The 26,968-nt window shown below is 70.2% G+C and carries 29 protein-coding genes; 25 read left to right on the top strand and 4 right to left on the bottom strand.

Annotated elements, in window-relative coordinates:
• Positions 1-27 precede the first annotated feature (27 nt).
• Positions 28-393, top strand: a complete 366-nt coding sequence (locus ACZ4VK_RS27015) for an ATP-binding protein (protein WP_468357125.1) — start codon at positions 28-30, stop codon at positions 391-393.
• Between the two features lie 59 nt (positions 394-452).
• On the opposite strand, the gene ACZ4VK_RS27010 is transcribed toward ACZ4VK_RS27015, so the two are convergent.
• Together ACZ4VK_RS27010 and ACZ4VK_RS27005 are read right to left on the bottom strand one after the other, a co-directional pair.
• Positions 453-932: a TrmO family methyltransferase domain-containing protein gene (locus ACZ4VK_RS27010; protein WP_468357122.1), complete on the bottom strand. Its 480-nt coding sequence runs from the start codon at positions 930-932 to the stop codon at positions 453-455.
• Between the two features lie 198 nt (positions 933-1,130).
• Entirely contained in the window at positions 1,131-2,510 is a 1,380-nt protein-coding gene (locus ACZ4VK_RS27005) for a Tat pathway signal protein (protein WP_468357118.1), read from the bottom strand.
• Positions 2,511-2,792: 282 nt separating this feature from the next.
• Between ACZ4VK_RS27005 and ACZ4VK_RS27000 the strand changes: the two genes are divergently transcribed.
• The 18 genes from ACZ4VK_RS27000 (at position 2,793) to ACZ4VK_RS26915 (ending at position 18,568) form a co-directional block, all read left to right on the top strand.
• Positions 2,793-3,281: an ATP-binding protein gene (locus ACZ4VK_RS27000; protein WP_468357115.1), complete on the top strand. Its 489-nt coding sequence runs from the start codon at positions 2,793-2,795 to the stop codon at positions 3,279-3,281.
• A gap of 89 nt (positions 3,282-3,370) precedes the next feature.
• Positions 3,371-3,868 (top strand): DUF5999 family protein, encoded by a 498-nt coding sequence (locus ACZ4VK_RS26995; protein ID WP_468357112.1) that lies wholly within the window; start codon positions 3,371-3,373, stop codon positions 3,866-3,868.
• Positions 3,865-4,377, top strand: a complete 513-nt coding sequence (locus ACZ4VK_RS26990) for a DUF6302 family protein (RefSeq protein ID WP_468357109.1) — start codon at positions 3,865-3,867, stop codon at positions 4,375-4,377. Before ACZ4VK_RS26995 ends, ACZ4VK_RS26990 begins: the two co-directional genes overlap by 4 nt.
• 671 nt (positions 4,378-5,048) lie before the next feature.
• A complete protein-coding gene (locus tag ACZ4VK_RS26985) occupies positions 5,049-6,506 on the top strand; it encodes an ATP-binding protein (RefSeq protein ID WP_468357106.1) in 1,458 nt (485 codons plus the stop codon).
• A gap of 36 nt (positions 6,507-6,542) precedes the next feature.
• A complete protein-coding gene (locus ACZ4VK_RS26980) occupies positions 6,543-7,004 on the top strand; it encodes a roadblock/LC7 domain-containing protein (protein ID WP_468357103.1) in 462 nt (153 codons plus the stop codon).
• 1 nt (position 7,005) lies between these two features.
• Positions 7,006-7,371 carry a DUF742 domain-containing protein gene (locus ACZ4VK_RS26975; protein WP_468357101.1) on the top strand — a complete coding sequence of 122 codons (366 nt, stop codon included), beginning with the start codon at positions 7,006-7,008 and terminating at the stop codon, positions 7,369-7,371.
• Complete coding sequence (locus ACZ4VK_RS26970; RefSeq protein WP_468357098.1) at positions 7,349-7,966, top strand: GTP-binding protein; 618 nt, start codon at positions 7,349-7,351, stop codon at positions 7,964-7,966. The genes ACZ4VK_RS26975 and ACZ4VK_RS26970 overlap by 23 nt, the downstream gene beginning before the upstream one ends.
• Entirely contained in the window at positions 7,963-8,490 is a 528-nt protein-coding gene (locus ACZ4VK_RS26965) for a GAF domain-containing protein (protein ID WP_468357096.1), read from the top strand. Before ACZ4VK_RS26970 ends, ACZ4VK_RS26965 begins: the two co-directional genes overlap by 4 nt.
• A 52-nt stretch (positions 8,491-8,542) precedes the next feature.
• Complete coding sequence (locus ACZ4VK_RS26960; protein ID WP_468357093.1) at positions 8,543-9,751, top strand: acyl-CoA dehydrogenase family protein; 1,209 nt, start codon at positions 8,543-8,545, stop codon at positions 9,749-9,751.
• An 80-nt stretch (positions 9,752-9,831) separates the two neighbouring features.
• The gene (locus ACZ4VK_RS26955) at positions 9,832-10,029 is read left to right on the top strand and encodes a hypothetical protein (protein ID WP_468357091.1); all 198 of its coding nucleotides are present in this window, start codon (positions 9,832-9,834) and stop codon (positions 10,027-10,029) included.
• Between the two features lie 60 nt (positions 10,030-10,089).
• Complete coding sequence (locus ACZ4VK_RS26950; RefSeq protein WP_468357089.1) at positions 10,090-13,212, top strand: lantibiotic dehydratase; 3,123 nt, start codon at positions 10,090-10,092, stop codon at positions 13,210-13,212.
• A 60-nt stretch (positions 13,213-13,272) separates the two neighbouring features.
• Positions 13,273-15,135 carry a glycoside hydrolase family 15 protein gene (locus ACZ4VK_RS26945; protein WP_468357086.1) on the top strand — a complete coding sequence of 621 codons (1,863 nt, stop codon included), beginning with the start codon at positions 13,273-13,275 and terminating at the stop codon, positions 15,133-15,135.
• Positions 15,132-15,320: a hypothetical protein gene (locus tag ACZ4VK_RS26940; protein ID WP_468357083.1), complete on the top strand. Its 189-nt coding sequence runs from the start codon at positions 15,132-15,134 to the stop codon at positions 15,318-15,320. Before ACZ4VK_RS26945 ends, ACZ4VK_RS26940 begins: the two co-directional genes overlap by 4 nt.
• A 92-nt stretch (positions 15,321-15,412) precedes the next feature.
• Entirely contained in the window at positions 15,413-15,838 is a 426-nt protein-coding gene (locus ACZ4VK_RS26935) for a hypothetical protein (protein ID WP_468357080.1), read from the top strand.
• Positions 15,839-15,859: 21 nt separating this feature from the next.
• Complete coding sequence (locus ACZ4VK_RS26930; protein WP_468357077.1) at positions 15,860-16,162, top strand: helix-turn-helix domain-containing protein; 303 nt, start codon at positions 15,860-15,862, stop codon at positions 16,160-16,162.
• Complete coding sequence (locus tag ACZ4VK_RS26925; protein WP_468357074.1) at positions 16,159-16,761, top strand: DUF6624 domain-containing protein; 603 nt, start codon at positions 16,159-16,161, stop codon at positions 16,759-16,761. Before ACZ4VK_RS26930 ends, ACZ4VK_RS26925 begins: the two co-directional genes overlap by 4 nt.
• Positions 16,758-17,666: an endonuclease/exonuclease/phosphatase family protein gene (locus tag ACZ4VK_RS26920; RefSeq protein ID WP_468357071.1), complete on the top strand. Its 909-nt coding sequence runs from the start codon at positions 16,758-16,760 to the stop codon at positions 17,664-17,666. Before ACZ4VK_RS26925 ends, ACZ4VK_RS26920 begins: the two co-directional genes overlap by 4 nt.
• The gene (locus ACZ4VK_RS26915) at positions 17,663-18,568 is read left to right on the top strand and encodes an endonuclease/exonuclease/phosphatase family protein (protein WP_468357068.1); all 906 of its coding nucleotides are present in this window, start codon (positions 17,663-17,665) and stop codon (positions 18,566-18,568) included. The genes ACZ4VK_RS26920 and ACZ4VK_RS26915 overlap by 4 nt, the downstream gene beginning before the upstream one ends.
• 70 nt (positions 18,569-18,638) lie before the next feature.
• Here ACZ4VK_RS26915 and ACZ4VK_RS26910 read toward each other — a convergent pair whose 3' ends face one another.
• Both ACZ4VK_RS26910 and ACZ4VK_RS26905 read right to left on the bottom strand, forming a co-directional pair.
• Positions 18,639-19,244, bottom strand: coding sequence for an HD domain-containing protein (locus tag ACZ4VK_RS26910; RefSeq protein WP_468357065.1), 606 nt, complete (start codon positions 19,242-19,244; stop codon positions 18,639-18,641).
• 21 nt (positions 19,245-19,265) lie between these two features.
• On the bottom strand, positions 19,266-20,360 hold the full coding sequence (locus ACZ4VK_RS26905) for a helix-turn-helix domain-containing protein (protein WP_468357062.1): 1,095 nt from the start codon (positions 20,358-20,360) through the stop codon (positions 19,266-19,268).
• 211 nt (positions 20,361-20,571) lie between these two features.
• On the opposite strand from ACZ4VK_RS26905, the gene ACZ4VK_RS26900 reads away from it, so the two are divergent.
• From ACZ4VK_RS26900 to ACZ4VK_RS26875, 6 genes are read left to right on the top strand one after another with little or no spacing between them, the layout of a single operon-like run.
• Positions 20,572-21,447 carry a GNAT family N-acetyltransferase gene (locus tag ACZ4VK_RS26900; protein WP_468357059.1) on the top strand — a complete coding sequence of 292 codons (876 nt, stop codon included), beginning with the start codon at positions 20,572-20,574 and terminating at the stop codon, positions 21,445-21,447.
• 45 nt (positions 21,448-21,492) lie between these two features.
• Complete coding sequence (locus ACZ4VK_RS26895; protein ID WP_468357056.1) at positions 21,493-22,998, top strand: NAD(P)-dependent oxidoreductase; 1,506 nt, start codon at positions 21,493-21,495, stop codon at positions 22,996-22,998.
• Positions 22,991-23,458 (top strand): hypothetical protein, encoded by a 468-nt coding sequence (locus tag ACZ4VK_RS26890; protein WP_468357053.1) that lies wholly within the window; start codon positions 22,991-22,993, stop codon positions 23,456-23,458. Before ACZ4VK_RS26895 ends, ACZ4VK_RS26890 begins: the two co-directional genes overlap by 8 nt.
• Entirely contained in the window at positions 23,455-24,240 is a 786-nt protein-coding gene (locus ACZ4VK_RS26885) for a class I SAM-dependent methyltransferase (RefSeq protein WP_468357050.1), read from the top strand. The genes ACZ4VK_RS26890 and ACZ4VK_RS26885 overlap by 4 nt, the downstream gene beginning before the upstream one ends.
• The gene (locus tag ACZ4VK_RS26880; RefSeq protein ID WP_468357047.1) at positions 24,237-26,195 is read left to right on the top strand and encodes a phosphoribosyltransferase; all 1,959 of its coding nucleotides are present in this window, start codon (positions 24,237-24,239) and stop codon (positions 26,193-26,195) included. Before ACZ4VK_RS26885 ends, ACZ4VK_RS26880 begins: the two co-directional genes overlap by 4 nt.
• Positions 26,195-26,827: an HAD family hydrolase gene (locus tag ACZ4VK_RS26875; RefSeq protein ID WP_468357044.1), complete on the top strand. Its 633-nt coding sequence runs from the start codon at positions 26,195-26,197 to the stop codon at positions 26,825-26,827. The genes ACZ4VK_RS26880 and ACZ4VK_RS26875 overlap by 1 nt, the downstream gene beginning before the upstream one ends.
• Positions 26,828-26,968: the final 141 nt, after the last annotated feature.

Below are 26,968 nucleotides of genomic sequence, written 5' to 3'. Positions count from 1 at the left end.
GAGCTCTCCGTCCCGACAGCACGGCTGATGGCCCGCTTCAAAGGACGCGTTGGCCTCACGATGCTGAACTGGCACGGGAGCGTCCCGGACGCACTGCAGGTGCTGTCCGTGCTGGTGGACAACGCGCTTCAGCACGGCGGCCCCCCGAAGCCTGCAGACGCCGTTCTGCGGGTGTGCCTGGGCATCACAGAACCGGGGCAGTTGCTCGTCGACGTGGAGGACTTCAGTCCTACGTTCGCCGACTTCCAGGACGTGCGAGCCGGAATCGGCGATGGCCTCCTGGTCGAGTTCGTCCGGAGTGAAGCGATCACCGACCTGACCTGGTTCGTCAGTCCCGAGTTCAAAAGCAAGACCGTCCGGGCTGTCCTGACCGCCGGGGTGGTGGAACCGTGATGGCACCACCGGCTCCCCGGGGCAGGTCTTATCCCCGCACAGCATGCCCGCGAGGCGGATTACTGCTTCTCGTGCGGGGTGTCCCAGTATCGCCCGAGCATCTCATCAACCCACGTCGGCACGTGAACCTCCCCGCGGGGACCCATGACCGGGAAGTACGGCGATACATCGAAGACGGGCGTGCCGATGACCGCGTCGAAGTCCGTGACGTGAAGGTCTCGTCCGTCGACTCGTACGAGCTTCGGGTGGGACACGCCGAGTTGATTCGGACGTCGGTGGTTGCGGTGGACGAAGGTTCCCGTAGCCGGCCAATCCGGGTTGTTGCGCGGGCTTCGGGCGTGCAGTGCTACATCCCTCGGGCTCGCTCGGTGGAAGTGCCAGAGCACTTCCAGGTGCGAGAAGTCCGCGAGGCCCGCGAGGGTCTCCAGCGGGAAGCCTTCGTTCATGCGGATGATCGACTCCACGCCGCCCTGGAAGTCGTCGACCGGGTCCGCATGGCCAGCGACGACCTGCGCGACGGCCGTGATCTCGATCCGCATCGGTTCGGGCATTGGTCTCCCCTTCAGCACCTGCGCGGTCGGCCGTTCCGGCCCCGGCAGAAGGTCATTGGCGATTCAACGCGGACAGCCTACGTCGCAAGGCGCACACCTCCTGCGCCCGATGAGGGCGTCCGCAATAGCGATTACGGCCCCGGAGTTGATGGGGCGTCGCGCGTCCGGGATGTCTGGCGCCGCGAATTACGCCTGACTCAGCATGGAGCGAGCACGGGCATCCAGCTCCGCGGCGTGGCTTCCGGACCGGTTACGAAAAGGCGACAGCGCCCGACGCATCTGCACGACGGACTCCTTCGCGCGGCCGGACTGCACGCCGGTCATGGCGTCGAGTGCCTGGCTCCAGGTGTCACAGGCGATGTCGATGTGGCCTTGCTGCGCCTGGACGGCACCGAGGTATCCGAGAGTGACCGCGTGCGTTCGGGCGTACTGGGCACCCCGCGTCCTGACGCTGCGGCTGAACTGAGTCTCGGCACCCTGGAGGTCGCCGAGGTCACGCAGTGCGGCAGCGGTCTCGTGGGCGAGGCTGGCCTCGGCGAAGAAGAACACCCTGGTGGGCTCGTCGTCTCTCTCGCTGGCCCGGCCGAGGTCCTCTTCCGCGCGCAGGAGTGCGGCGATGGCCGCCTTCTTCTCGCCGGCGGCGGCCAGGCCGCGGGCGTGTACGACGCCAAGGAGCGAACGCTCCCGCCAACAGGCCTGGGCGTAGCGGCGGCTGGACAAGGAGGCTTCGGCCAGCCGTACGGCCTGCCCGGGCTTCCCGAGGTCGACGGCCTGGTGGGCCATCGCCCGCAGTACGTGGCCGGCCAAAGGGGCGTCCCCGGCCTCTTCGGCGAGTTTCGTGGCAATCGTCAGCCAGTGCTGGGCGAGGGCATGTTCGCGCCCGTCAAAGGCAGTCCAGCCTGCGAGGTAGGCGAGCTCGGCTGCTGCGGACGTCATGCCGCGTCGGATGTCCTCGGAGGGAAATCGTCCGCTCAGGAGTTCCGCGACATCGGCACGGAGGTAGGCGACGAGGGCGCTACGTCCGGCCCGCCCGCCGCGCTTCTGGTCACGGCGGGAAAAGATCGCAGCCATCTCCCGGACGTCCTCGACGTCCTGGGCCGTGACCGCGTAATTCGACAAGGGCCGACGCGCTCGGGCTCGGTCCACGGCCTGCTCGAACCACTGATCCTCGGGCAGAGCCAGGGCGGCTACCGAGTAGACCGAGGTGGCCAGCAGTCGCCTGCGGTCGATGTCCATGTCTGTGCCCCCGAGCGTCACCAGCGTCGTCAATGTGTCGTCGCTCCACGCCGACTGCGGCTCGGGCCCGGTGTCCGCCGCCAGCCCGATATCGGCGAGCGTGACGAGGCGACCGAGGCCACGGGAGAGCGTCTCGGCCAAGATAAAGGGTGCACGGCCCTCCACCGACGCCCCGCCGATCCAACGGGCGATGTAGGGCTGGGCCACGCTCTGGAGTTCGGTCGCGCCGTGCTCGGCGGCTACCGCCCGGAAACGAGCGGCCAATTGGCGCTGCGACAGGCCCAGCTCCTGGATGACGCCTTCCAGCCGCGTATTGCGCGTGCGCCCCATGGTGCGCCCCAATCCCCGAAACGATCTTGTATCACGTGTATCGCGCCCGCCGGTCTGCCGGGATACCCACCGGCCCGCGGACACGGTTCTCTCGTGAAGACGATATTCCTCCAACGCCCCGCCCGTGCAGGGCTTCTGGTCGCTTCACGCGTTCGAGCTCGGCCTATGTCCGAAAACAGCTCACCGGTCAGTCGAGAGAAGGAGCCCACCGTGTGCCCCAGGACTCGAACCACGGCGACGCGTCCGCGGTTTCACGTTGGAGCAGGTCGAGGAGGGTGCGTGATGACCGAGGTTCCCTACGACTCGCCTGGAGAGATGCCAGCCGAGCAAGTTTCCGACGCTCCCGTCCTGCGGTCGTTCGCGTTCGCCGCCGCCCTCTCAGCAGACCGTGAGGCGATCGGTCGTCTTCGTCACGGTCTGGTGTGCTTGCTGCGGGCGTCGGGGCTCGGGCACCTCGCGGATGACTTCGCGTTGGGGGCTCAGGAGCTCATGGCCAACGCGGTGGTGCACGGATGCCGCCGCGTTCACGCAGACACGATCGCGGTTTCGGTGCGCTGTGACGGACAGCGGATCAGGTTTAAGGTTCAGGACCCCTCGGACGAGCAGCCCCGCGTACGCGCCGCTGCTGACGAGGAGATGAGTGGTCGCGGCATGCTCATCGTGGAGGCATTCGCGGACCGTTGGGGTGTGGAAGCACCGTCGGACGGCACCGGGAAATCGGTGTGGATGGAGATGTCCTGCACTCCGGCATCCGGACGGGAGGCGGCATGAGCCTCCCTGGACTCGTTCGTACAGGCTTCGGCCACCGCCCACCGGGCAAGGTGCCACCGCTGCCCGGACGCTCTGTGGCGACGGCCGCCATGGAGACCATCGCCCTGGTGCTCGAGGAGACCGTCATCGTGCCCGCGACGGACCAAGACGCCCGCGACCTGATGTTCAGGCTGCGTGTCCATCATCAGCAGCTCGGCGAGGGCGCGCACGCCACCGCCCCCGGACAGGCGTCAGGGCGAGTGACTGACCTCCTGCGGAGGTCGGGTGAACTGATTGACAGTCCAGTGTCGGATGATCTTTCCGAGGCGCGTGATCACCTGCAGAGCGCCGCCTCGGCTGTGAAGGACCTGCTCGTCGCCATGGGCGCGGCCGGCCTGGTGTGCGTGCACCAACCCGAGTGCCCGCCCGCAGCCGCACCAGACTTTCACATCGCGCACCAGGTGCTCCGCTGCCTGGCGACCGGATACAGCCGATTGTGCAACGGTGTCGTGCTGTTCGAGGACATGGGATACGTCAAGCCGAACGGTGAGTTCGGCCCTCCGTCCCGGCCACTGCCTCGGGTTGACGGGGCGGTGCTGTCCGCATGAGCACACGCATGGGCTCCCCTATTGCGGTTCCCGCACCTCGGCTCCTCCCTCCGGAGCGGGCTTACGACTACGAGGCATGGGCACGGCGCTTAGTCGATTCCGAGTTGTTGCGTGACGCGGTGGCGGTGGCGCTCTTCCGGGCCCCGCTGCTTGCCGTGCCCACGGGAGCGACCCGACGGGGCGGCCAGTTGCACATGGTCGAAGAGGTCTTCGCTCGCCAAACTGCGGCCGTGTTGGAAGGGCTTCCCGGCTTCGCCGACCTGTCACATAGCGGTCCGCTCGTCGAATGGGGCGAGCAGCCTCCAGCGCATTGCCGACCGGACGAGTACCACCAGTTCTACGGCCTGATGGACCCGGCCGCGGAAATTGGTACCCCCTCGATGCCGCCTGCTGGACACATGAGGAACGGAACAGAGACGGGTCGCTGGCCTCCCTCAGGCGAGCAGGTATCCGGCCGCATCCCGCCTCCTCGCGAGTCCGTTCCGACCGTCGCCGCAACGCCCCCTTAGCTCCGCGCGACGTCACCTACCCGTTCTGGTGCCGCGCCGGCCTCCCCCGCTACGGCGCGGCACCAGGGCGGCCCTCACCAACCTGACGGTCACCCCCGTCCTTACCGGAGAGCTGATGACTCCCCTTCTGAGCACTCGCCACCCTTGGCGGCTGCAATTCGGCGAGGCCCCGCTGCCTTTCATGCTCCCGCTCGAGCTCGATGTCGTGCGCGTGAGTATGGGTCTCGGCATGGCCGCACTCGACGAGATGATCGACTGCGGGAACCGGGTCGGGCCGCTGTTGTGCTGTATCACGCACCGAAGGCTGCTCGTTCCGGTCTCCTCCGGCACCGCCCACGTGTGGAGGGCCGCGCACTCGGTATGCGAGCCGGGGCCGTCACTCCTGTGCTCGCCCCAGGGGCCGCCTCAGTCGCTGTGCCACAACCGTTTCTGGGTGGCGCCACCTGAAGCGCTGGCCTATCCGACCACTGACGCAGTCGTACTGCACGGCAGCCTGAGTCTGATGCGTGCTCGGATGCGGAACGTCGCACGGCAGCCGATGGGACTTCGGACGCGGGAGATGTGCCATGTCTGATTACTCCGCAGAAGTCACGATGCCCTCCAGCCGACGTCGCCGCGCTCACTCCGGTGACAGCGTGCCCCTTCCGCCCGCGTTTGCGGGGAGCGCTCTCATGGGCGTGGTGGTGGCTGGTGGCTGGCTGCTCGATGGATTTGATGTGCTGCCCACGCCCCTCGGCATCGCGACAGCTGTCGCCGCAGCCGCCTGCACGTTGTGGTGGAGCGGATCACGGACGCTCCGCGCGCGCCGCAGCCTGGCCCGGGTGGGGAAGCTCCACGGGGAGCACGACGCCGCCCTCCGGGCCCTGGGCGGGGAGCGAGACGCCGCGCTTCAGGCTCTGCACGAGGTCATCATCGCCATCGGCAAAGGCCGGCAGCACGTCCGCTGGGCAGCGGAGCAAGCTGAGCAGGGCGCCGCACACACCAACTTCTCGCCGCCCGCTGCCCCGCCACGCACCGGAAACCCGTGCGCTGACGCCGTTGTCCTGTTGGACGAGGCCTTCGACGAGGCGTGGAAGACGGTGATGCTGGCAGCGACCCGCCAGCATCAGCATCTCAACGCGCAGGCGGAGCTCGCCGAGATCTTCAAGTCGATCTCGCCGCGTTTGCAGAGTCTGGTCAACCGCAGCATCACCGTCATCTCCGAGGTGGAAAGGGACATCGAGGACCCGGAGTTGATGGCCGAGCTGTTCCGGGTCGATCACCTGCTGACCCAGATTCGGCGCGCGGTCGAGAGCCTCGCTGTCCTTGGCGGAAACACCCCTGCCCGTGACAGCGCACCTGTGTTGCTGGCCACGGCGATCCGGCGCGCTGTCGCAGAGATCCCCGAATATCACCGCGTGCGCGTGGCCTCGTCCCAGCACACGGCTGCCGCACTGCCGGGATACGTCAGCCCTAACGTGGTGCACCTGCTCGCTGCTCTGATGGAGAACGCGACCGGCTTCTCGAGCGACCGGGTGGAGGTCCACACCCATGAGGCCGCCGGCGGGATAGCCATCGAGCTGCTCGACCGCGGCGCTGGCATGTCGCAGCAGAAGCGGGAGTCGCTCAACCGCCTGCTGGCCGCGCCGGAGAGCGAGGACCCTCGCGCCCGCCTGCGGGAAGGCAAGATCGGCCTCTTGGTCGCTGCCCTTCTCGCGAAGCGACACAAAATCACCATTCAGCTGGGGCCCAACATCGTCGGTGGGACCCAGGCCGTCGTGGTCCTCCCCAACGAGCTGCTCGTACCCGCCGATCAGCAGCACTCGCCCAAGTACTTGCCTCAAGGGCCGCGTCCTTCCGCGCCCATGTCCGGCCCGGCGCGACGGGAGCACACGATGCCTCGCCCGGACGACACCGCGGAGCTGCCCCGGCGCATCCGGCCCGCGCTGCAGGGTGAAAGCACCCCGGCAGCCTCTCCGGACCAGAACGGGAGCAGACCGCAACTGCCCCGGCGCGGCGACGCCGAGACGCGGATCCCGCCTCTGGTCCAACAGGCGCCTGCGGGCCACGCGACCAGCGGGCTGATGGCGAACTTCCGCTCCCGCAGACCGTCTGGAGGACCTTCCGAGTCCCAGCCACCCGCCGTTTGAGACATCCCTGCCCTCACCCCTGACTAGGAGACACCCATGCACAACGACGGCTTTCCGACCCCTGTCACGTCGGCCCGAGACCAGCTGAGCGGACTGCTCGCCGGGCTCCTCGACAAGGCGCCCGGGACGGCCCGCGCCCTCCTCGCCTCGGGTGACGGGCTGAAGCTGGCCTTCACTGAGCAGCCGGTCGACGACGCCGACAGTCTCGCGGCCGTCATCGCCGGGCTGTACTCCCTTGGCCGCGAGCAGTTCAAGAACTCGCAGGGCGGGATCCGCCAGGTCGTCGTCGAGCACGACGGCGGCAGCCTCTTCGTGATGAGCGCCGGTGCCGGGTTCACCGACAACAAGGCCGTGGGCTCCGTTCTGGCCGTCGTGGCTGCGCCCACCGCGGACCCCGGCCAGGTCGGCTACGAGATGGAGTCGTTCATCAGGGGCTTGGACGAGCACCTCGTCGTGGCCGCCCGGTCCAACTCGTTCAGCGGGCAGCAGGGGGTGTGACGTGGAGGCCGGCGGATGGGCCGACAGCTCATTAGCGGACGTTCGTCCCTACGCGATCACCGGAGGCCGCACCCAGTCACGCCACACGCTGCAACTCACCACCTGCCTGATCACCCGACCGGCCGCTCCCGGAACGGCCCACCCCAGCCCGGAAGGAGAGGCGCTGCTGTTGCACTGCAGCGGCGTCCCTCGCTCCGTCGCCGAACTCGCCGCCCGGACGCACCAGCCCGTGCAAGTGGTGAAGGTCCTGATCGGGGACCTTCTCGACTGCGACGCGCTGGCCCGGGCCAACCCCGTCGGCGCCGGAGCCGATCCCGACGTACACCTACTGGAGGCACTTCTTCATGGCCTACACACTCGGCTCTGAACCCCGGGGCGCGGCGCTCCCCATGGCGGAGCTGAAGATCGTGGTAGCCGGCGGCTTCGGCGTCGGCAAGACCACGATGGTCGCCACAGTCAGCGAGATAGAGCCGCTGATGACAGAGGAAGTCCTGACCCACGCCGGCCGGAACATCGACGACCTGACCGGCGTGACGGAGAAGACCACCACCACCGTGGCCATGGACTTCGGCCGGCTCACGTTCGACGAGCCGCCTCGCCCCATGATTCTTTTCCTGTTCGGCACGCCGGGCCAGGAGCGGTTCTGGTTCGCCTGGCGTGACCTTTCCGAGGGCGCGGTCGGTGCAGTGGTCCTGGCGGACACCCGGCGCCTTGAGAACTCTTTCGCCGCTGTCAGCTACTTCGAGCAAGTCAAGACGCCGTTCGTCGTCGCCGTCAACGAGTTCGACAACGCGTACCGCTACGAGCCCTCCGAAGTCCGCCAAGCGCTCGAGCTCGGCCCCGAAGTCCCGGTCCTCACCTGCGATGTCCGCAATCGCACGTCCGCCATGACCGTTCTGATCCGCCTCGTCGAACACAGCCTCCGGCGCCGCCGTCAACTCACCCCTGGAGCCCTCGCATGACCTTCCCCACCAACACCCCCCACGCGGGCACGACGCAGACCGAGCGTGACGCCGCGCTGCGCGCCTTCGGCCTGACCGGCCCCGAGCCGGAACTCGACGCCTTCGCCGCGCAGCTGGCCCAGGAGGCGGGCGTCCCCTACGCCATGGTCAACATCTTCGGAGACCAGCAGCAGTTCTTCGGACTCCACACGCCCGGCGACGACAGCGAGCTGCCGACCGTCGGCCGCAGCATGCCCCTCGACCACGGCTTCTGCCCCGAGGTCGTCGACCGGAAGAAAGCCCTGGTCCTGCCCGACGTCTTCTCGTCCCCGCGGTTTGCCGGGAACACCGTCGTCGACCAGATCGGAATTCGCACCTACGCCGGCGCTCCCCTTCTCCACGGCGACACGGTGCTCGGCACCGTGTGCTTCGTGGGCCCTGTGGAGCGGGACCTGAGCACTGGACGGGATTCCCTCGCCCTGATCAAGCAGCGCCGCGACGACGTCATGAACTTCCTCTACCAGCGCGCTGGCATCCAGCCGTAGCAGGCACCTGCGCCACCGAACGTCTCGAGCGATCAACAGGGGGGAGCCCACAGTGTCCGATGCCTATCTCGAAGAGCGCCACCATCAACTCCGCGCACAAGTACGCGACTTCGCGGAATCCAAGGTTGCACCGCGCGTGGCGGACATGGAGCGCACCGGAGCGGTGGAAACAGAGCTCGCGGCGTCCATCGCCCGGCAGGGGTGGATCGGCGTCACCATCGACAAGGCCCACGGTGGCATGGGCGCCGGTCATCTGGCCAAGACCATCATCATCGAGGAGCTGTCCAGGATCAGCGGCGCCATGGGAGCCATGGTCCAGGCATCCCAGCTCGGCGTCGCGAAGATCATCCATTTCGGCAGTGACCGGCAAAAACGCGACTGGCTCCCCAAGATCGCCGACGGGTCGTGCCTGCCGACCATCGCCGTCACTGAGCCCGAAGCCGGCAGCCATGTGCTGGGCATGCAGATGACGGCACGCCGCGAGGGGCGTCACTACGTCCTCAGCGGCCGCAAGATCTACATCGGCAACTCTCACATTGGGCACCTCCACGGAGTCGTCGCCCGTACCGGGGACGGCTCCCAGGGACTCACTGCGTTCCTCGTCGAAGCGGACCGCCCCGGCCTGACCCTGCCCCCACCGGGCCAGACCCTTGGGCTCCACGGCTTCAGCTTCGGTGAGTTGCACTTCAACGACTGCCGAATACCGGTCGGCAACCGTCTCGGCCGCGAGGGAGAGGGCCGAGATGTCGCCTACTCCTCCAGCGTCCTGTACGGGCGCCCCAACCTCACCGCGGTCGCCCTGGGCATCCACCAGGCGATCTTGGAGCAGACCACGGCCTTCGCCAGCGAACGCGTCCGCTACGACAACCAGCTGCACCACCTGCCCAACATCAAGATCAAGATCGGACAGATCCAGTCGCGCGTGATGACAGCCAGGCTCGCCGCCTATCACGCCGCTCGCCTCCTGGACACCGGTGTGGCCTGCGACGCCGAGCTGATGAACGCCAAGCTCATCAACGTGGAACTGGCCCTGGACTCCGCCCGGGCCGCGATGGAAATCCACGCCGCAGCCGGACTGCTGGCCGCTGTCCCCATCGGCCGCTACCTGCGCGACGCCCACCACATCTTTGCCCCCGCTGGCACCTCGGACATTCAGCTGCTGCGCCTTGCCGAGGTCGCGCTCGGTCAGAGCAAAGGCCAGTGGTCGCAGCGTCTCTCGGCCGTGCTTTCTCCCGGCCCTACCCCCACGGCCCTGACCTGATAGAGCCCGCAGCAATCCGCCGCCCTGGTCGAGTCGAGATTCCCTCGGCCGGTGGTCTTCGAGTCTTCCAGGAGAAGCACGTGCCGCATCTCGCCCTTCCCGCAGCCACCCGCAGGCCCCCCGCCGCTGACCGTGGTCCGTCGGAATCCCTGCTCCTCACCGCTCCCTACGCGCACGACCAGGCCACGCGCCCCAACCTCGCCGAGGCCCTTGACCTCCAGGAGAGCGAAGTCCCCCGCACCGCGGACGCGCTGCGGCATTTCTTCCCGGACGCCTGACCGCCGCACCCCGGCCCTGACCACTACGACAGCTAACTCCAACAGGAAGGCCACGACGCCATGGGCTCCCGCCCACTGTTCCGCGCCCAGCCCGGCATCATGGTGCGGTCCGTGCTCCTCCACGACCTCCCCATCCCCCCGGCGCCGAACCTGTCCACGGCAACGCGGGCAGCTACGGCGTCATGGCGGTGCTGGGCGCTCGAGATCTGGGACGTCCAGCAGATCGCGTCCGCCGTCCGGCACGCGAGTCCAGACCTCTCCCGCGAGCTCGACAGCCTGAAGGATGCGCCTGCCGACGCCGAAGCCATGCGGCGCATCGCCCTGACCCTGCTCAGCTACGTCCTGCGTCTCACCCACCGGGCCACCCCTTTCGGCCTCTACGCCGGCATCACTGACGGGCACTTCGGGGAACGTGCCGGCGTCCGCTGGGGGAACGAGCACCGGACCCTCACCCGGGCCGCCGGGATGTGGTTCGCCACGGTCGTGCAGCAGCTGGAAGCCGTTCCCGAGGTCCGGCGGCGTCTGCGGCTGATCGCCAACAACGCGGTGCGTGTACGCGGCGAGCGACTGGCCCTGCCCTGGCAGCCACGCGAGCTGGAGGAGACGGGCACGGCCGTGCGTGAGGTGTCGGTCCGGCACACCCCCGCAGTCAGAACGCTGGTCCAGCTGGCGCACACTCCCGTGCCGTACGAGGGGATCGTGCGCGAACTCGGTACCGTCCACCCCGATCTCGGCACCGGCGGTGCCGAGGAGCTGCTGGACGTTCTCATCGCCAAGCGGATACTGCTGACCAGCCTGCAGCCTTCGGGCACCGAGACGGACACCTTGGGGTGCGTGGTCGGTGAACTCGACCGGGTGGGCGCCATGCACAGCGGCCCGGCTGCGGAGATGGCCCTCGCCCTGCGGGAGACCCACGCACAGATGCGTGAACTCGACGACCACGACCCGCTGTCGGCGACGGCCGACCGGCAGCGGACCGCGATCGTCACCCGGATGCGGCGGATCGCCGACGAGACCTCACCTCTCGCCGTGGACACCCGCCTGGACGCGGAGGTGGTTCTTCCGAGGGCGGTGGCCTGGGAGGCGGAGGCGGCCGCCGGTGTCCTGGCCCGGGTCACCCCTGAGCCGCGCGGGACACAGGCGTGGATCCGCTACCGGGAGCGCTTCCGCGACCGGTACGGGGAAGGCACGCTGGTCGCGCTGACCGACCTGCTCGACCCAAACCGCGGCATCGGCCTGCCCGAGGACTTCCACGGCACCGCGCGAGCCCCTAAGCCCGACACCCAGCACCGTGATCGACTGCTGATAGCACTCGCCCAGCGCGCCTGGGCAGCGGGGGAAGACCTCGTCCTCGACGAGGACCTCATCCACCAGCTCACCACCGGGCAGGCACCCACGGCCGCGCAGGACGTGCCGGCGCACGTGGAGATGACCGCCTCGGTGTATGCCGCCAGCCTGGAAAGCCTGGACGCCGGTGACTTCAGCCTCGCAGTGCGCCGCACCGGCCGCGGGTGGGGACACTTCAGCGGCGGCCGGCTCGCCGCGCTGCTCGCGGAGGACGACTCTCCCAACGATCTGCTGGGAATGCTGGCCCGTCGGCCGACGGCGGTAAATGGCGCCTTGCCCGTTCAGGTGTCTTTCCCCTCGCTGATGCCGAGAGCGTCCTACATCACGCGCACACCCCGCCTGATCGCCCCCCTGATCTCCCTGTCCGAGTACCGGCCCGCAGACCCTGACCTCATCCCGCTGAGCGACCTCGCGGTGACCTGCCACGGGCAGCGGCTGCACCTCGTCTCCCTGTCGCGCGGGCGCGTGCTGGAGGCCGCGATCCCCCATCCCCTCCAGCTCGAATGCCAGACACCCACAGTCGCGCGATTCCTCGACGAACTCCAGCGCGGCCAGAGCAGCCGGCTCATCGGCAGCATCGGCAACCTCGACGCATGGGACTGGGGCGCGGCCCAGCACCTGGCGTTCCAGCCGCGCGTCCGGGCCGGTCGCAGCATCCTGAGCCCGGCCACCTGGCGCCTGGCCCACACTGGCCTCCCCGCCGCGAGCGCCTCGACCGCCGAATGGGACGAGTCCTTCGCCGCACTGCGCGAACAGTGGAGGCTGCCACACCACGTCTACCTGGAGCGCTTCGACCACCGGCTCCGCCTGGACCTTGAGCACCCGGCACACCGTGCACTGCTGCGCTCCCACATGGATCGGAAGCAGTTCGGCCAGCTCACCCTCGCCGAGGCCGAGCCGGACGAAGCGTACGGCTGGTGCGGCGGGCGGCCCCACGAGTTCGTCACGTACCTGGCATCCGCAGCGCCCTCCCGGCCGGCGCCAGTCGTGCACGGTGCGCCGATCGTCCGCCGCGACGATGCCCATATGCCAGGTGCCTCCCGTTACCTCTCCGTTCGCCTGCACTGCCAGCCCCAAGTGAGGCGCGCGCTGCTCACCGATCACCTCCCTCCACTTGCCACCGCCCTTCCCCACTGCGTGTGGTGGGTCACCGCCCACGACGAAGGCGACCGTCCATACACCGAGTTGACCCTTCGCCTGCCCCATCCGGCCGACGCGGCTGACGCTCTGTCCCGGCTCGGGCAGTGGACCGCCTACCTGACCGATGCCGGAGTCGTCGGCGACATCACCCTCGTCCCGTACCGCCCGCACCTGGGCCTGTGGGGCAGGGGGAACACGTTGGCCGCCGCGGAGAACACGTTCAGCGCCGACACGGCGGTCATCGCCTACCAGCTGGCTCGCCCGAACTTCGCGACCCTTCAACCGGTGCTGGCGGCGGCCAACGTCATCGCCATCACGGCCGCCTTCCACCAAGACGTCACCGAGGGGATGGAGTGGCTGGCCGCACAGCCCAAGCCGGCCGCTGCCGTGTCACTGCCCCGTCCGCTGCTGCAGCAGGCCCGCATGCTCGCCGCCCCGGAAGGCGACTGGACTGGACTACGCCGAATCCCCGCCGGAACAGGCCTGGTCGAGAACCAGTGGGCGGCACGGGGAACGGCTCTGGGCCAGTTCCGCGCCACGATCGACACCGCGTCGCACACGGACGCCGACGCCGTACTGCGCGCGCTCCTGACCACACATCTGCGCCTCGTCGGCGAGACCGCCGACGGAACAGCCTGGCGACTCGCCCGAGCAGTCGCCCTGGCCCGCACGCGGGCCCACCGCCAGGCGACCTAAGCACCCCGACCATCCGCACGACGAGCCGCACCACGCCCAAAACGGACGGATTTGCCACTTATGTCTCAGCGTATCGAGGACTACGCCCTCATCGGCGACCTCCACACCGCCGCCCTGATCAGCAGGACCGGCTCCCTGGACTGGAGCTGTTTCCCGCGCTTCGACTCCTCCGCAGCATTCGCCGCGATCCTGGGGGACGAGACGCACGGCTCGTGGCAACTCGGCCCGCTCGGCGACGGAACCACACCCGCACCGGCGACCCGCCGCCGCTACGTCGGCGACACCCTGGCCCTGGAATCGACCTGGGTCACCTCCGGCGGCACCCTGCGGATCACCGACCTCATGCCCCCGTCCGAGGACCAGACCCACACCCCGCACGTCGTCCGGATCGTCGAAGCAGTCAGCGGCCGGGTCGCCGTTCGCTCCCGTCTGCGCCCGCGATTCGACTACGGCCTCGTTCGCCCCCGGATCGTGCCCGTCGGCGAACGCTACGTGCTGGTCGCCGGCCCGGACGCCCTGTGGCTCGACACGACGGCGCCCACCGCCGTGGTCGACGGCGACCTTCGCTCAGACTTCACCGTGTCCGAGGGCGACCGGATCACCTTCACCCTCACCTACCGCGACTCCCACCAGGCGCCCCCCGCCGTCATCTCCCCCGAGACAGCGCTGGCCAGGACGCTCGCCTACTGGGAGCAGTGGGCGGCCCAGTGCACCTACCGCGGCGCGTACCGCGAGGCGGTGATCCGCTCACTGATCACTCTCAAGGCCCTGACGTACGCGCCCACCGGCGGGATCGTCGCGGCGCCGACGACGTCACTGCCCGAGGACATCGGCGGAGCCCGGAACTGGGATTACCGCTACTGCTGGCTGAGGGACTCGGCCATCACCCTCTCCTCGCTGCTGCGCACCGGCTACCGGCAGGAAGCACGCGAATGGGCCGGTTGGCTTCTGCGCACCGTCGCTGGAGACCCCGACAGGCTGCAGATCATGTACGGGATCACCGGCAAGCGGCGCCTGCCGGAGTCCGAACTGCGGCACCTGCCCGGCTATATGGGCTCCCGGCCCGTACGCGTCGGCAACGAGGCCGCGCACCAGCTCCAGCTGGACGTGTACGGCGAGGTCACCGAGACCCTCGACCGGGCCCGACAGGCCGGCCTCGGGGTGGACGAGACGGCCGCCGACCTCCAGATCGACCTGGTCGCGTGGCTCGAAGAGCACTGGCACGAGCCGGACGAGGGGATCTGGGAGGTCCGCGGGCCACGCCGGCACTTCGTGCACTCCAAGGTGATGGCGTGGGTGGCCGTTGACCGGACGGTCAAGCTGATCGAGTCCGGGGCGGCGGACGGGCCCCTGGAGCGGTGGCGCGCGCTGCGCGACACCATCCACCGGGAGGTGTGCGAGCAGGGCTACGACCGCACACGGAACACGTTCACGCAGTCGTACGGCTCCCGGGAGCTGGACGCCTCACTGCTGCTCATCCCGCAGATGGGCTTCCTGCCGCCAGACGACAAGCGGGTCATCGGCACGATCGAGGCGATCCAGCGGGAACTGTCCACGGAGGACGGCTTCATCCTGCGCTACCCCACCGAAGGCGACGAGGCGGGCGTCGACGGCCTTCAGGGCGACGAGGGGGCCTTCCTCGCGTGCTCATTCTGGCTCGCCGACGACCTGGCGATGATCGGCCGCGTCGACGAGGCCCTCCAGCTCTTCGAGAAGCTGCTCGCCCTTCGCAACGACGTCGGGCTCCTCGCCGAGGAGTGGGACTCGCGCCTCCAACGCCAGGTCGGGAACTTCCCGCAGGCCTTCAGCCATGTCCCGCTCATCGACTCGGCCATCGCCCTGGACCGCGCCCTGGCGAGCACCGAAAGGCCGCCGTCGCGCGACAGCGCGCTCACGCTGGACACCGCAGGGAGCGAACTGTGACCGCCCTCAACAATCTCCTGCTGCGCATATCCATGGTGGTGGCGCACCTCCTCGTGGCATGCCGCATGCCCCTTCCGGGGTTCACCGACGCGGGACCGTTCGCCGGTTTCCACGGCCCGTCCCGGGTCGACACCCGACACGGCTTCGCTCGTGGCGATCTCATCACGGTGGAGGGCGCGGCATGAGGACCGCTGTACGGACCCTGTTCGCTCCGACCGGCCATCAGTTGCCGCCCCGACTCGGCCCCCGGGCAACCGGCAGGCGGCCGCCTGTGCTCATGGACAAGGAACCCGCACAACCCAAGACCGGTTCGGCAGATCTGCGCGCGATGCGAGAGGCCGATCTCCACCGTGCGCTCGCCCGGCTCGCCGACGCCGGCACGGACGTACAGGTCGGCCGATACATCCTGGTCGAGCCGTGGCAGGACCCCGCCGACCGCCTCGCCGAAGCCCAGGCCGTGATCCACCGCCGCCACTGGACGACCGCCATCACCACCTTCGACACCACCGAGGTGGACAGCCCGGTGCTGCGCCCGCAACTGGCCCGGCTCTTCGCAGCGCTGGACGCCGGAGAGATCCACGGCATCGTCGCGGTCTCCCAGGTCGACATCAGCCCCTTCCACGACGCCTACGCCCACACCCTCAGCATCCTTCGGGCCCGCCGCGGCTTTCTCGCCCTGGCCCGCAACGAGACCAGCATCTGACCACTCCGGGGGGAGCCACCCATGAGCACGCCAACCACTGCCGCCGCCGCGGCCCAGCCAGCGGTCGAGCCGGCCGACCCGTCGATGAGCGCCGGCCCCGGCTTGCGCCGGATCCCGAGGGGCCAGCAACTGACAGGCGAGGAGGCCGAACGGTTCACCAAGGACGTCATCGCGGCCTACAAGACCCGGTCCATCCGCAGCATTTGCGAGGAGACAGGCCGCTCCTACGGGGCCATCCACCACCTGCTGAAGACCAATCACGTCACCATGCGGCCCAAGGGTTACCAGCGCAGGACGCCGGCCGGTTCGGCAGGCACCTCATGAACGACGAGACTATGTCCCCCGCCCGGTCCGACATCGCCCAGGACCTCATCGGCCGGGTCGAGGCCGCCCGCCGGACGTGGCGAGCACCGGCGCACATCCGCGAGGCAGCCACGACGGATGACATCCAGGCCGCTCACCACGCTGGCCTCGCGGACACCCAGGCCCTACGCCGGCTCGTCACCAAGTTCGGCTGGCCCGGCCGCCGTCTGGTGGGCGACGAGGGCTCCGAAGCGGCCCTCGCCATCGCACTGCAGGCCGATCACGACCCCGCCTTCCAGACCACCTTGCTGACGATGCTCGCCGAGGCCGTCCGCCGCGGGGACGCCACGTCGGCCCAGTGGGCTCACCTGCACGACCGGTGTCTCGTCTCCGGCGGCCCGCAGGAGTACGGCACGCAGTACTGGCTGCGCGACGGGCGGATCGAGCTGTGCCCCGTCGTCGACCCCGGCGGCCTGGACAAACGGCGGGCGGACGTCGGACTGCCGCCTCAGCGTGAACAGGCCGTTCTGCTGGAGCGGCGCCACCTCGCCGGCCCTGGCCCGGTGGCGACCGCGTCCATCGGCCCGGCACCGGTCACCCGCGAAAGGTTCGCAGCATGACCAAGACGATCGCTGTCCTGAACTGGAACCTGGAGAAGGGCATCAATCTGGAAGATGGCGCCCGCTGGGTCCGTGAGCAGCGCCCCGACCTCTTCTTCCAGCAGGAAGTACAGCCCGACCAGCTCGCCCGGCTGTCGGAGCTGCTGGAGATGGACGGCCACATCGCCGTCCCGCGGCCGGGCAGCTCCAATGACAACGCGATCTTCGTACGCTGCGGCGGGCCGCTGGTGTGCACGGAGGAGTACCCGCAGGCGTGGGCGCCCTGGCACGCGCCGGCGAACATCGCCGTCCGGTTCCGCGCCGCCGACGGCACCCTCAGCCCCCGGCAGATCAGCGCCGTCAGCATGCACACCTGCTACTGGTCACCCGAGCACCGTCTGACCGAGGCCCGGTGGTGCTCCACGCTCGCCAAGCCCGGATGGCTGGCCATGATCTTCGGCGACTGGAACAGCTACCGCGTCGGCACAACGGACATCCGCTGGGACGACTACACCGACCACGCCTTCGTCGCCAACCGCACCTACGAGTACGACGGCCGCCGGCACACCGACGTGCGCCCCGACCGTGAACTGCTGGCGGCCGGCTACGTCGAGATGGCCCGCCACGCCGCCGAGCACCTCGGCCATCCCGAGGCCCTGGCCCCCAGCTCCGGCTACCGCGACCACCCCGGCCGGCCCTCCGGGCCCCGGCACTGCATCGACCGCGGCTACCTCAGCGCCGAACTCGCCCCCGCCCTGACCAGCTACGTCGTCTGCGACAGCCCGCAGCTGCGCCGCTGGTCCGACCACCTCCCCCTGCGCGCCACCTTCGACCTCGCCCGCCTGCGCGACGTCCTCCACGCCACTCCCGCGATGTACCACCCCACCGACGACAGCACCCACCGCGAAGGAGCACCCCGCGCATGAGTACCTCTCTCACCGTCGCCTGCTGGAACTTCGAGAACAACGGCAAGGGCGATCCTGCCCGCCGGGCCGCCGGCGCCGATCTGCTCCGACGTCTGGCCCCGGACATCGTCCTCCGGCAGGAGCTCTGGGACGCGGACGCCCACGGGCAACAGATCTTCAACGAGCAGACCCGCGCGCTCGGCCTGCAGGGCGTACTCGGCGCAGAGTCCTGCACCGCCGTCTTCTACAACCCGGGGAGGTTCTCCGTCGTCCGGGACTGGGCACAGGGCCGGGGCCCGCACTTCGTCCTCCCACCGACCGCTCTCACGCTCCGCTTCCAGGACGCCGCGCCCGACTCCCTGCCCTTCAACGCGGTCTCGTACCACCTCAACTACGCCAGCGCCGAGCAACGCCTGCTGGAAGCCGAGTGGCTGACCACCTGGGCCGACAAGAGCTGGACCACGCCCAACGGGTCTCGCGACACCCTTCCCGCGATCCTCGCCGGCGACAACAACTCCTACCCCGCGCCCTCGCCGGGTGACCTTCCGCTGCCGGACCTCGCCACGGTGAAGAACGAGCCGCACCGCCTGCACCGCTCGTACGCGGGCCCGTCCGGCGAACGTCTGCCCGACACTCGGCCCGACGCTGCCTTCCGCACCGCCGGTCTCGAGGATGCCGCGCGGTACTGGGCGACCGCCCCCCAAGGAGACCCGAGCGCGCTGACCCGCACCGTCAACGGCTGTGAGAGTCACGGCCCCGACAGCCGAGTCGACCGCGCCTACCTCGCCCCTGACCTGCTCGCTGCCATGACCGGGTTCGAGGTGATCGAGGTCGACGAGGAGCTCTCGGACCACCACATCCTCCGCCTGACCTTCGACGGCGACCTACTCAGCGATGTTCTCGCCCACTCCATGAGTGCTTGATATGCGCCAAGCGTCGGAAGGACTAAGCCGCAGTTCCAACGATCTCGGTCCGGTGCCGGCTGCGGGTGGATCAGTGTGCGCGTGGTGTGCCAAGCAGTGTGCGCTGCCACTGGGCCGGATTCATCGCGGAGGCGGCGTCCGCCAGACTGCGTGCGGAGGGGGTCCTCAGGTCGGCCTTGCATCTTTCGATCTTGCCGTCAGTGCGGTAACCGCTTGTCCGGTACTCCAGAGCCCGGTACAGGCAGTCCAGCTTGTCTGCGTCCCGGGCACACCTGGCTTCGGGGCTCTCGCCGGCTTCGAACTCCTCAACGGCCGCCGCCACGGCATTCCCGACGGCCGGGTGCGTACCGGCCACCTGGTCGGCTGTCACTTTGCGCGGGTCGGCGGTCGTGACATAGCGGCGGGTGACCGGCGTCTGGTCGCCGACACGGGTCTCGTGCAGGTCGTGGAGCGCACACAGCAGGGCGGTGCGGGCGGGGTCGGCGCCTTCCATCGCAGCCAGTGCGACGCCGATGACGGTGGTGCGGTGGCTGTGCTCGGCGACGGTCTCGGTGGCAGAGACGGGCACGCCGTCGTAGGGCCAGCCGGTGCGTGGCTGGTTCCGCAGGGCGCCGACCTCGAAGAGGAGGGCGGCCGTGGCGGCAACCTCGGCGGCGACGGAGGGCTGTTCGTTCACGTGGCTACTCCTGGCGGTGCGTCAGTTCGTCTGCTGGAGACGGTAGTGGACCGATTCGAGGTCGCGCCGCGATACCGGGGACAGGAGCCGGGTGTCGAGAAGCCCGGCGGCCCGCTCCCGCAGATGCTGTGCCGCGGCGGTGTCGGCCAGCGGCAGCCAGGGGTGGAGGCGGAGCAGGGTGTAGAGGGAGTGCACGTAGAGATCGACCGTGCCGGGAGCCTCGTGGAGCGAGCCGACCAGCTGCTGGAACAGGTGCAAGGGATTCCACGTGGCCGTGTCCGGCTGGTGGAGGTACCCGTCATTGGGTTGGTTGGGCGGCATGGAGCCCAGCCAGTACCCCCAGTAGGCAAGGTTGGCGAGCTCGCTGTGCTGGTCGCCGGCCAGGGCGTCGACGAAATCGTGCAGGGGTGCGGGGTCGCCCTGGCGGGCGGCGACCGTCGCGGCGGTGCGGGCCTCGATCCACCGCGGGGTGTATGCGCGCAGGGCCAGAGCCGGGCGCATGGTACGCAGCGCCTGTTCGGCCCAGGCCTCGGCGTCGGGAGCCGGGTCGTAGGACGCCAGGTAGAGGCTCTGGCGGCGCAGCAGCAGTCCGCGCTCCCCTGCTCGGCTCGCGCTCTCCACGGTTCGGCGAAGGTGAGTGAAGAAGTCTGTCCGGTCGGATGCCGCGAGCTGGGGTCCGGCGGGGACCGGCCCGCGGCGCGAGCGGACGGCGCGTGTCTGCAGGGCAGGCGGGGTGATGCCGCGCACCGCCCAGGCGACGAGGTGCGCGGTCTCGCGGGACTGCACCCAGCCCGCCAGAGGATGGGTGGCGGGGTCGCCCGGCGGGCGCAGAACGGCGGTGAGGATCCGGTCGGCGTCCAACGCAGCATCCAGCCAGCCGAGCAGGGCCCCGTCGGCGCCGAGGAGCGCCAAGGTCCGGCGCAGATGCAGAACGTCCATCGTGCGGACGTTGCCGAGCGGCCGGCGCCCGCTCTCCCAGCCCTGGAGGGTACCGAGGTCGATGCCCAGATGCTCGGCCAGGGCGGTCTGCGGGCGGGGGATGCTCTCCCTCAGGATTCGCAGGACGAACCCCGAGACCACGCCGATGTCCGCCCGGCTTCGGCTCCCGGTCCCCATGGCGGTTCCTTCCGGTCGACCCCGGCTGTGCACCGTGCCCGGCCGCGCGGGCAAACCCGTACCGGGAGTGAGTCTTCTTCAGCACGCCGAATTTCTAGGCTAGTTCGACGATCCGGACCCCCGTGGCGATTCGAAGGCATCGGCCGAGAGGCGCTAGGCGCGCAGTCGGTATCCACCCTTACGCGTCACCTATCCCATAAGGGGCACATCCATGGATAACGGTGTACGCACGATCAGCTTCATGGACTCTCTGGAGGAGGGCCTGTGCCAGGAGCTCGCCGCCCTGGCCCAGCGGTGTATCGCTGGATTCAGTGACGACCGGCCGGCCAACGCTTCGCTGGTACGTTCCCGGCTGACGAACGCGCTGACCGGGGCGCCTCCTGTGCTGGCCGTGGCCCGGGACGGGCAGGAGGTGATGATCGGCTGGTGTGCTGTGCGCCGCCCGGAGCCCGGCGAAACGCGGGCACGGGTATGGGGACCGGTCGTCGCCCCGTCGGCCCGCCGGACGGGGCTGGGAACGCGGCTGCTGCAGATGGTGGTTGACGCGGTCCAGGGGCCGCTGGTGACCACGGACGTGCCGGCCGACCGCGACGGCGCCGATGCGTTCTTCACCGGGGCCGGCTGGCAAGTGCTGGACACCATCACCGTGCTGCACGGCGTCCCTGCCCTGGGCGGATTCGACGTTGTCACAGGCCACGAAGAAGCGATGGAGCTGGCGGCCTATGTTGCGGCGGCAGCACGGCGGCACGGCCCGCACGAGGCGTCGTTCGCCGAGGCCACCTTGAGGCGGTGGCAGGACGATGCCCGGTTCAGGCCTGGAAATCTGCTGCTGGACACCAGGACCGGGTCGCTGCTGCTTGCGCTGGCGCAGCGCAGTACGGCGGGCAGTGAACTTCTGCTGGCGGAGGTGTGGGCGGCCGAAGCAGAGGTCCGCCGACGGCTGATCACCGCGGCGCACACCGCAGCCGCCCGCCAGCGCCTGGGGACCGTCCGCGCCGTGACCCGGCAGGATCCCGCCGATTTCGTTGCCTGCGGCATGCGCCCTACCGGCCACTGCCGCACCTTCACCCTTCCCGGTGCGCGCTAAGCCCCGGACTTCCCCGACCCGTAACCGCCTGACAGGAGGGCATTCATGCCCGCATCCGTGAAGTCGCCGCTCGTGCACACGGCCGACGTCGTTGCCACCCAGGCCGAGGCCCGCCATCTGGCCGGTGAACTCGCCGCCCGCCTCGCCGTAAGCCCCGGCGTGCAGGGCATGCACTGGGACGAGGCGTCGGCGTCGTGGCAGTGCACTCTCGCCGACGGCGGCCGTGGCCGGCTGACGCTGGCCGCCCCTGCGGACCCGGCCGCAGCCGCCGCGCACTCCTACCGGCTCGTCGCGACCTTCGAGCAAGGCACCCCGGCCGTAGCTGAGGCGTTCTTCGCGGCCGCACGGCAGATGCCGTTCACTGCCACCGAGGTCGCTGCGGCCGTGTCCGAGCTGCCGCTGACGAGCCGGCTGGCCGACCGGTGGCCCGACAAGCCGCTGGCCGACGTCGGCGTGCTGCTGACGATCCACCACATGCGGGACTTCCTCGTCCTGGTCGACAGCCTGCTCGGCCTCGGCGTCGACCCGGGGCACATGACCGTGATCGACAAGGAGTACCCCTACGCGCACACCGACCGGGTGGACGCGCACCTGGTGCAGCGGCACGGCATCGCGGTATGGCGCTACCGGGACCTGCGCGCGGGAATCGAGGACCACATCGAACGGGTCACCGCCGCGGGCAAGCGCACCGTGGTCATGGACGACGGCGGCTACGTGATGCCCACCGTCCTTCGCGAACTTCCCGAACAGGCGGGGCACTTCGTCGGGCTGGTGGAGCAGACCACCTCCGGCATCCGCAAGGTGGAAGGGCTCGACCTGCCGCTGCCGCTGTTCAGCGTGGCCGAGAGCGACATGAAGTCCATGATCGAGTCGTACGGCATCGCCGACGCGGCCGTCCGCAACACCCTGAGGCTGGTGCCGGACGAGAAGCTGGAGGGCCAGGCGGCGCTCGTGCTCGGCTTCGGCCGGATCGGCCACGAGGTCGCCCGCGTCCTGGAGAACCGGCGGATGCGGGTCGCGGTGTACGACTCCGACATCACCCGCCTGGTCGCAGCCCACGAGGAAGGGTTCCTCACCGACCGGTCGCTGGAGCAGCTGGTGCGTACGCACCGGCCGAGGCTGGTCATCGGCTGCGTCGGCAGCCGCAGCTTCGGCGCGCGCGAGGCCCGGCTTCTGCCTGAGCGGTCGTATCTGGTCAGCACCACCAGCCGCAACTTCGAGTTCGACCTCGACGAGCTGCGCGCCAGCAGCACCGCGGTGACGGACCGGGGCGTACTCGGCACCGGTTACCAGCTTGCCGGCGGCCCCGAGATCGTCGTCCTCGGGCACGGCATGCCGATCAACTTTCACTACGCCGAGTCCCTGTCCAACCGCTACGTCGACCTGGTCCTGGCCGGGCTCGCGGTCGGCGCGGTGGCCCTGGCCCGCGCCGACGAGCGGCTGCGGCCCGGGCACAACGTCGCTGCGACCAACACGATCCTCGCCGAGGCAGGCATCGTCGAGGACTACTACCGCCTCTACGGCCCGGCCTGCGGCGGCGCACGTGGATGAGCGGATCTTCACCCTCGACGACCTCACCGGCGTCCGGTCGGTGTGCGGCTGCCTGGCCTGCAACCTCAGCGCCGTGTTCGCCAACCACCTCACCGCCCTGCGCACCGGCTACCCCGGCCCCGTCACCACTCTCGGCCACCGCGGCCCCTCGCCCGGGACGACTGCGGTGCCGCACTTCCTCGCCGTACGCCTGGGCGAGGGGATCGCGGACGTCGTGGTGTGGGAGGAGATGCGCCCGCAGCAGCTGACCGCCTGGCTGCCGGCCGCCGACGCCCGGGCCCGGGTGCCGCAGCTGGCCGCCCGGATCCCGCGCCTGGTCCGTATCCGCCAGGCCCTCCGCACCGGCGCCTTCACCCCCTCCGGAGCAGTCGGCGAAGCCTTGTCCACCGGAGGCCGTTACCCCTCGTTCCGCTTCCTCGTCGAACACTGGCCCACCCTCAACAAGGAGTTCACCTCATGAACACAGCGCCCTCCTCCGACTTCGCGGCCGTCGGCACCGGCTACGCCGCGTACTCCAACGGCGGCCGCGGCCGGCTGCGCCACGACATCACCGCGCGCCGGGTCCTCGCCGAGCTCGGCGAGCGCCCCGCCCGCATCCTGGACGTCGGCTGCGGCGACGGCGAGATGGTGCTGCGCCTCGCGGCCGCCGGACATTACGTGACCGGCATGGAGAAGTCGTCCGGCATGCTCGAGGCCGCCGCCAAGCGGATCACCGCCGACCCGGGGATTGCCGAGCGGGTGACCTTGTCCGAGGGCGACATCTACCACCTGCCGTTCGACGACGCCTCCTTCGACGCGGTCGTCTGCCACGGCGTCGTGATGTACCTGCCCGACTCCGCCGAACCTGTCGCCCACCTCGCCCGGCTCGTCGCCGACGGCGGCATCCTCAGCGTCCTGACGAAGAACCAGCTCGCCGTGGGCGTGCGCGAGGCCCTCTCCGGCGACTACACGGCGGCCCGGTCGCAGATCGAGACCGGGCAGGCCGCCAGCGTCGGCAACCTCGGCATCACCACCCGCGGCGACAACCCCGACCACCTCGACGACCTCACCCGCGCGAACGGACTCACCCCCCTGCCCTGGCAGGGCGTGCGGATCTTCCACGACCACCGCACCGACTGGAAGCCCACCGAGAACGAGTACCAGGCAGCGCTCGAGACGGAGTGGGCCGCGTCCACCCGCAGTCCGTACCGGGAGCTGGGCCGCCTGGTGCACGCCGTGGCCCGCCGCGAAGCCACCGCATGAACACGCCATCGGCCATCCCGCCGCTGACGATCGGCCACCTCGCCCGGGACCTCGCGTCCCGGGCGGGGCAGCCCATGCCGGCCCTGCGCTGTTACGAGTCACTGGCCGCCCTGTGGATCCGCTCGTGCGACACCGGCCTCCCGGGAGCGGGGGCCCTGCGGGACGCGACCCTGCGCGCGGGCCGACGGCTCGCGGCCGGGGAGGACACCCTCATCGCGCCCAAGGTCGACCGCATCCCCCGCGTGCTGGCGAGGGACGAGTCATTCGTGCGGATGCCAGCGTCCCTGGCCGTCCAGGGAGTGGAGTGGCAGGACGCGGTCCGGCTGGCCCGGAGGTGGCTGGAGAGCCGGGACTGGTCCGGCCCGGTCCTCGTGGCGGGTGTGCGGACCGGCGGGGCGTACCTGGCGCCGCTGGTCGCCGCCTGCCTGGAGACCGCGGGCGTGGATGTGCGGGTGACGAGCGTGCGGCCCGGTGAGAAGCCCGAGGTCGGCGAGCGGCGGGTGCTGCTGGTGGACGACCCGCCGCTGACCGGCCGGACGCTGCTGGCTCTCGCCCGAGAGGTTCCGGGAGCGGCTGGGGCCGAGGTGCTGGTGCCGGTCTTCGACGCCGCGGACGTGGAGGGACTGCGCCAGGCGGGGATCGCGGTCACCGTGCTGCCGCGCGAGGGGTGGCAGTCCACTCGCCGACTGGAGCCCGATGCCCTTTCCGCCTACCTGACGGCCGAAGCCGACTGGCCGAGGGCGGAGGGGGCGCCGGTTGTGGACGGCCTCGTGCCCGGGCGGGAGAACTCCGCCTTGATCCCGTGGCCGGGTGTCCGGCGGCGCTCGCCGGCCCGGGCCGCCATCCGGCTGCGCACCTCCGGCGGCATCCGGCACGCGGTCGCCGGGTGGGTGCCGCCGGGGATCTTCGGCGATGCGGCCCGCGCCGCGGCCATCGCACTGAGCAGTCCCCTTCCTCCGGCTACGCTCGCCGTGGCCCCCTCGCTGGTGGTCAGCGAGGACCTTCTCCCCACGGCTGCACTGAGCCCGGAGTCGGTACCGCGCCTGCTGGAAGAGGCGATGGACTACGTTCTCGCCCGCGCCCAGCAGCTCCCGGTGGAGCCCGCCCGGCCCGGCAGGCCGATCCCCACGGTCGTGCGCACGGTGGTCCAGGCCCTGACCGGAGCGGACGAGGAAGCCTCCGCCGCGCTGCTGCACCGTCTGCTGGCCGTCCTCGCCCCGGCGCTGCCCGACAACCGGTGCGAGGCGGAGAAGTGGTTCCTCGACCACGGCGGACGCCTGCGCAAGACTGGTCACCTCGCTCACCCCTACCGACGCGACAACGAGCTGCTCACCCCGCTGCTCGACCTGGCGGCTCTCGCCGTCGCGTTCGGCGGCGGCCTGGAAGCCGTCACCCAGAGCCTCGCCCGGCGCCTGCTCGGTGGCCACCAGTTCTGGTACTCGACGCTCGCGGTGGCGCTGCTGTGCTACGGAACGGCCCGCGGCGGCCAGCTCCCGCGCACCTACAACACCCAGCGCGCGGCCGAGACCGCCGTGGAGGCGTACCGGCTTCAACGCGGCATGTCCCAGGCCGCCGCCGTTGTCCAGCACATGCTGACCGGCACGGTGGCCGACCGTGAGGCGGCCGCACCGGGTGTCGTCCACCGGTGGGCGCAGCCGCCCGGCGCGCTGGTGGAGCCGCGGTTGCCTTTCGGCGGAACCCCTGCCGCCGCACTTGAACCCCGCCCGACGGGCGAGGAGACGGAGTTGACGCTGAAAGCCGTCACGCAGTGGACCGAAGGCGGCATCTTCCACCCGGTCCGGGAGGGGAACACGTTGCTGCTCGCCCCGCTGGGCGCACCGTCCACCTGGCCGCGCGCCGGGGAGGCGCTGGGGGAGCTTGCCCGGCTGCTGCCCCGGCCCGGGCTGCTGGGCTGGTGCGGCGTGTCCATGGTGGCCCTGAGCGAGGTGGGCTGATGCTGGCCTTCGACTTCGACGGAGTCCTGCACGACTCCCGCGCCCGGGCCTGGCGCTGCTACCAGGACGCCCGACAGGAGATGGAGCTGTGGAAGCTGCCCGACCTGGCCGGGCCGGACGACCTGCCCGTCGTGTACCAGGGCGTGCTGAGCGCCTCGCTGACCCGCTGGATCGACTTCGAGACCGCCGAGCGGTTCTGGAAGCGGCACGCCGAACTGACTGCCCGATCCGCCGCCGACGAGCCGCACGGCGTCATCGGGGAGATGGTCGGCCCGCTGGCCGAACTGGCCGCCGGGCCCGGGTACGCCGTGGTCACCGGAAGCCACCACACCACTGTTGATGGCCTGCTCGCCCGTGACCTGTCTGCCGAGTCGATGCCCCGCATACTGCTCTCCCGAGACGAGCCGGGCAGCAAGACCGACAAGCTCCGTCTCCTGCGCGCCCGGCACGGAGCCACCGCGTACGTCGGTGATACCGGCAGCGATGTCCGCCACGCCCACGCCGCCGGCCTGACGGCGATCGCCGTCGCCTACGGCTACGCGAGCCGCGAGGACCTCGCGGTCGCCGCACCGGACCGGATCCTGTCCACCGCGGGCGACCTGGCCGCCTTCTGCCAGGCCCGCACCACCTGACCCGTATACCCCAAAGCGCCCGCCCACCCCCTGGGGATCTCCTGATGTCCCGGGGCTAGTGGGCCCTGCCCTGAAGGACCTTGCGCATGGCCGTCATAACCACCGTCAACCGCCCGGCCTGCCCGTTCACCACGACGCCCT

It is taken from the genome of Streptomyces sp. NPDC028711, assembly GCF_055565415.1.
This window is presented reverse-complemented; position numbering and strand designations above follow the sequence as displayed.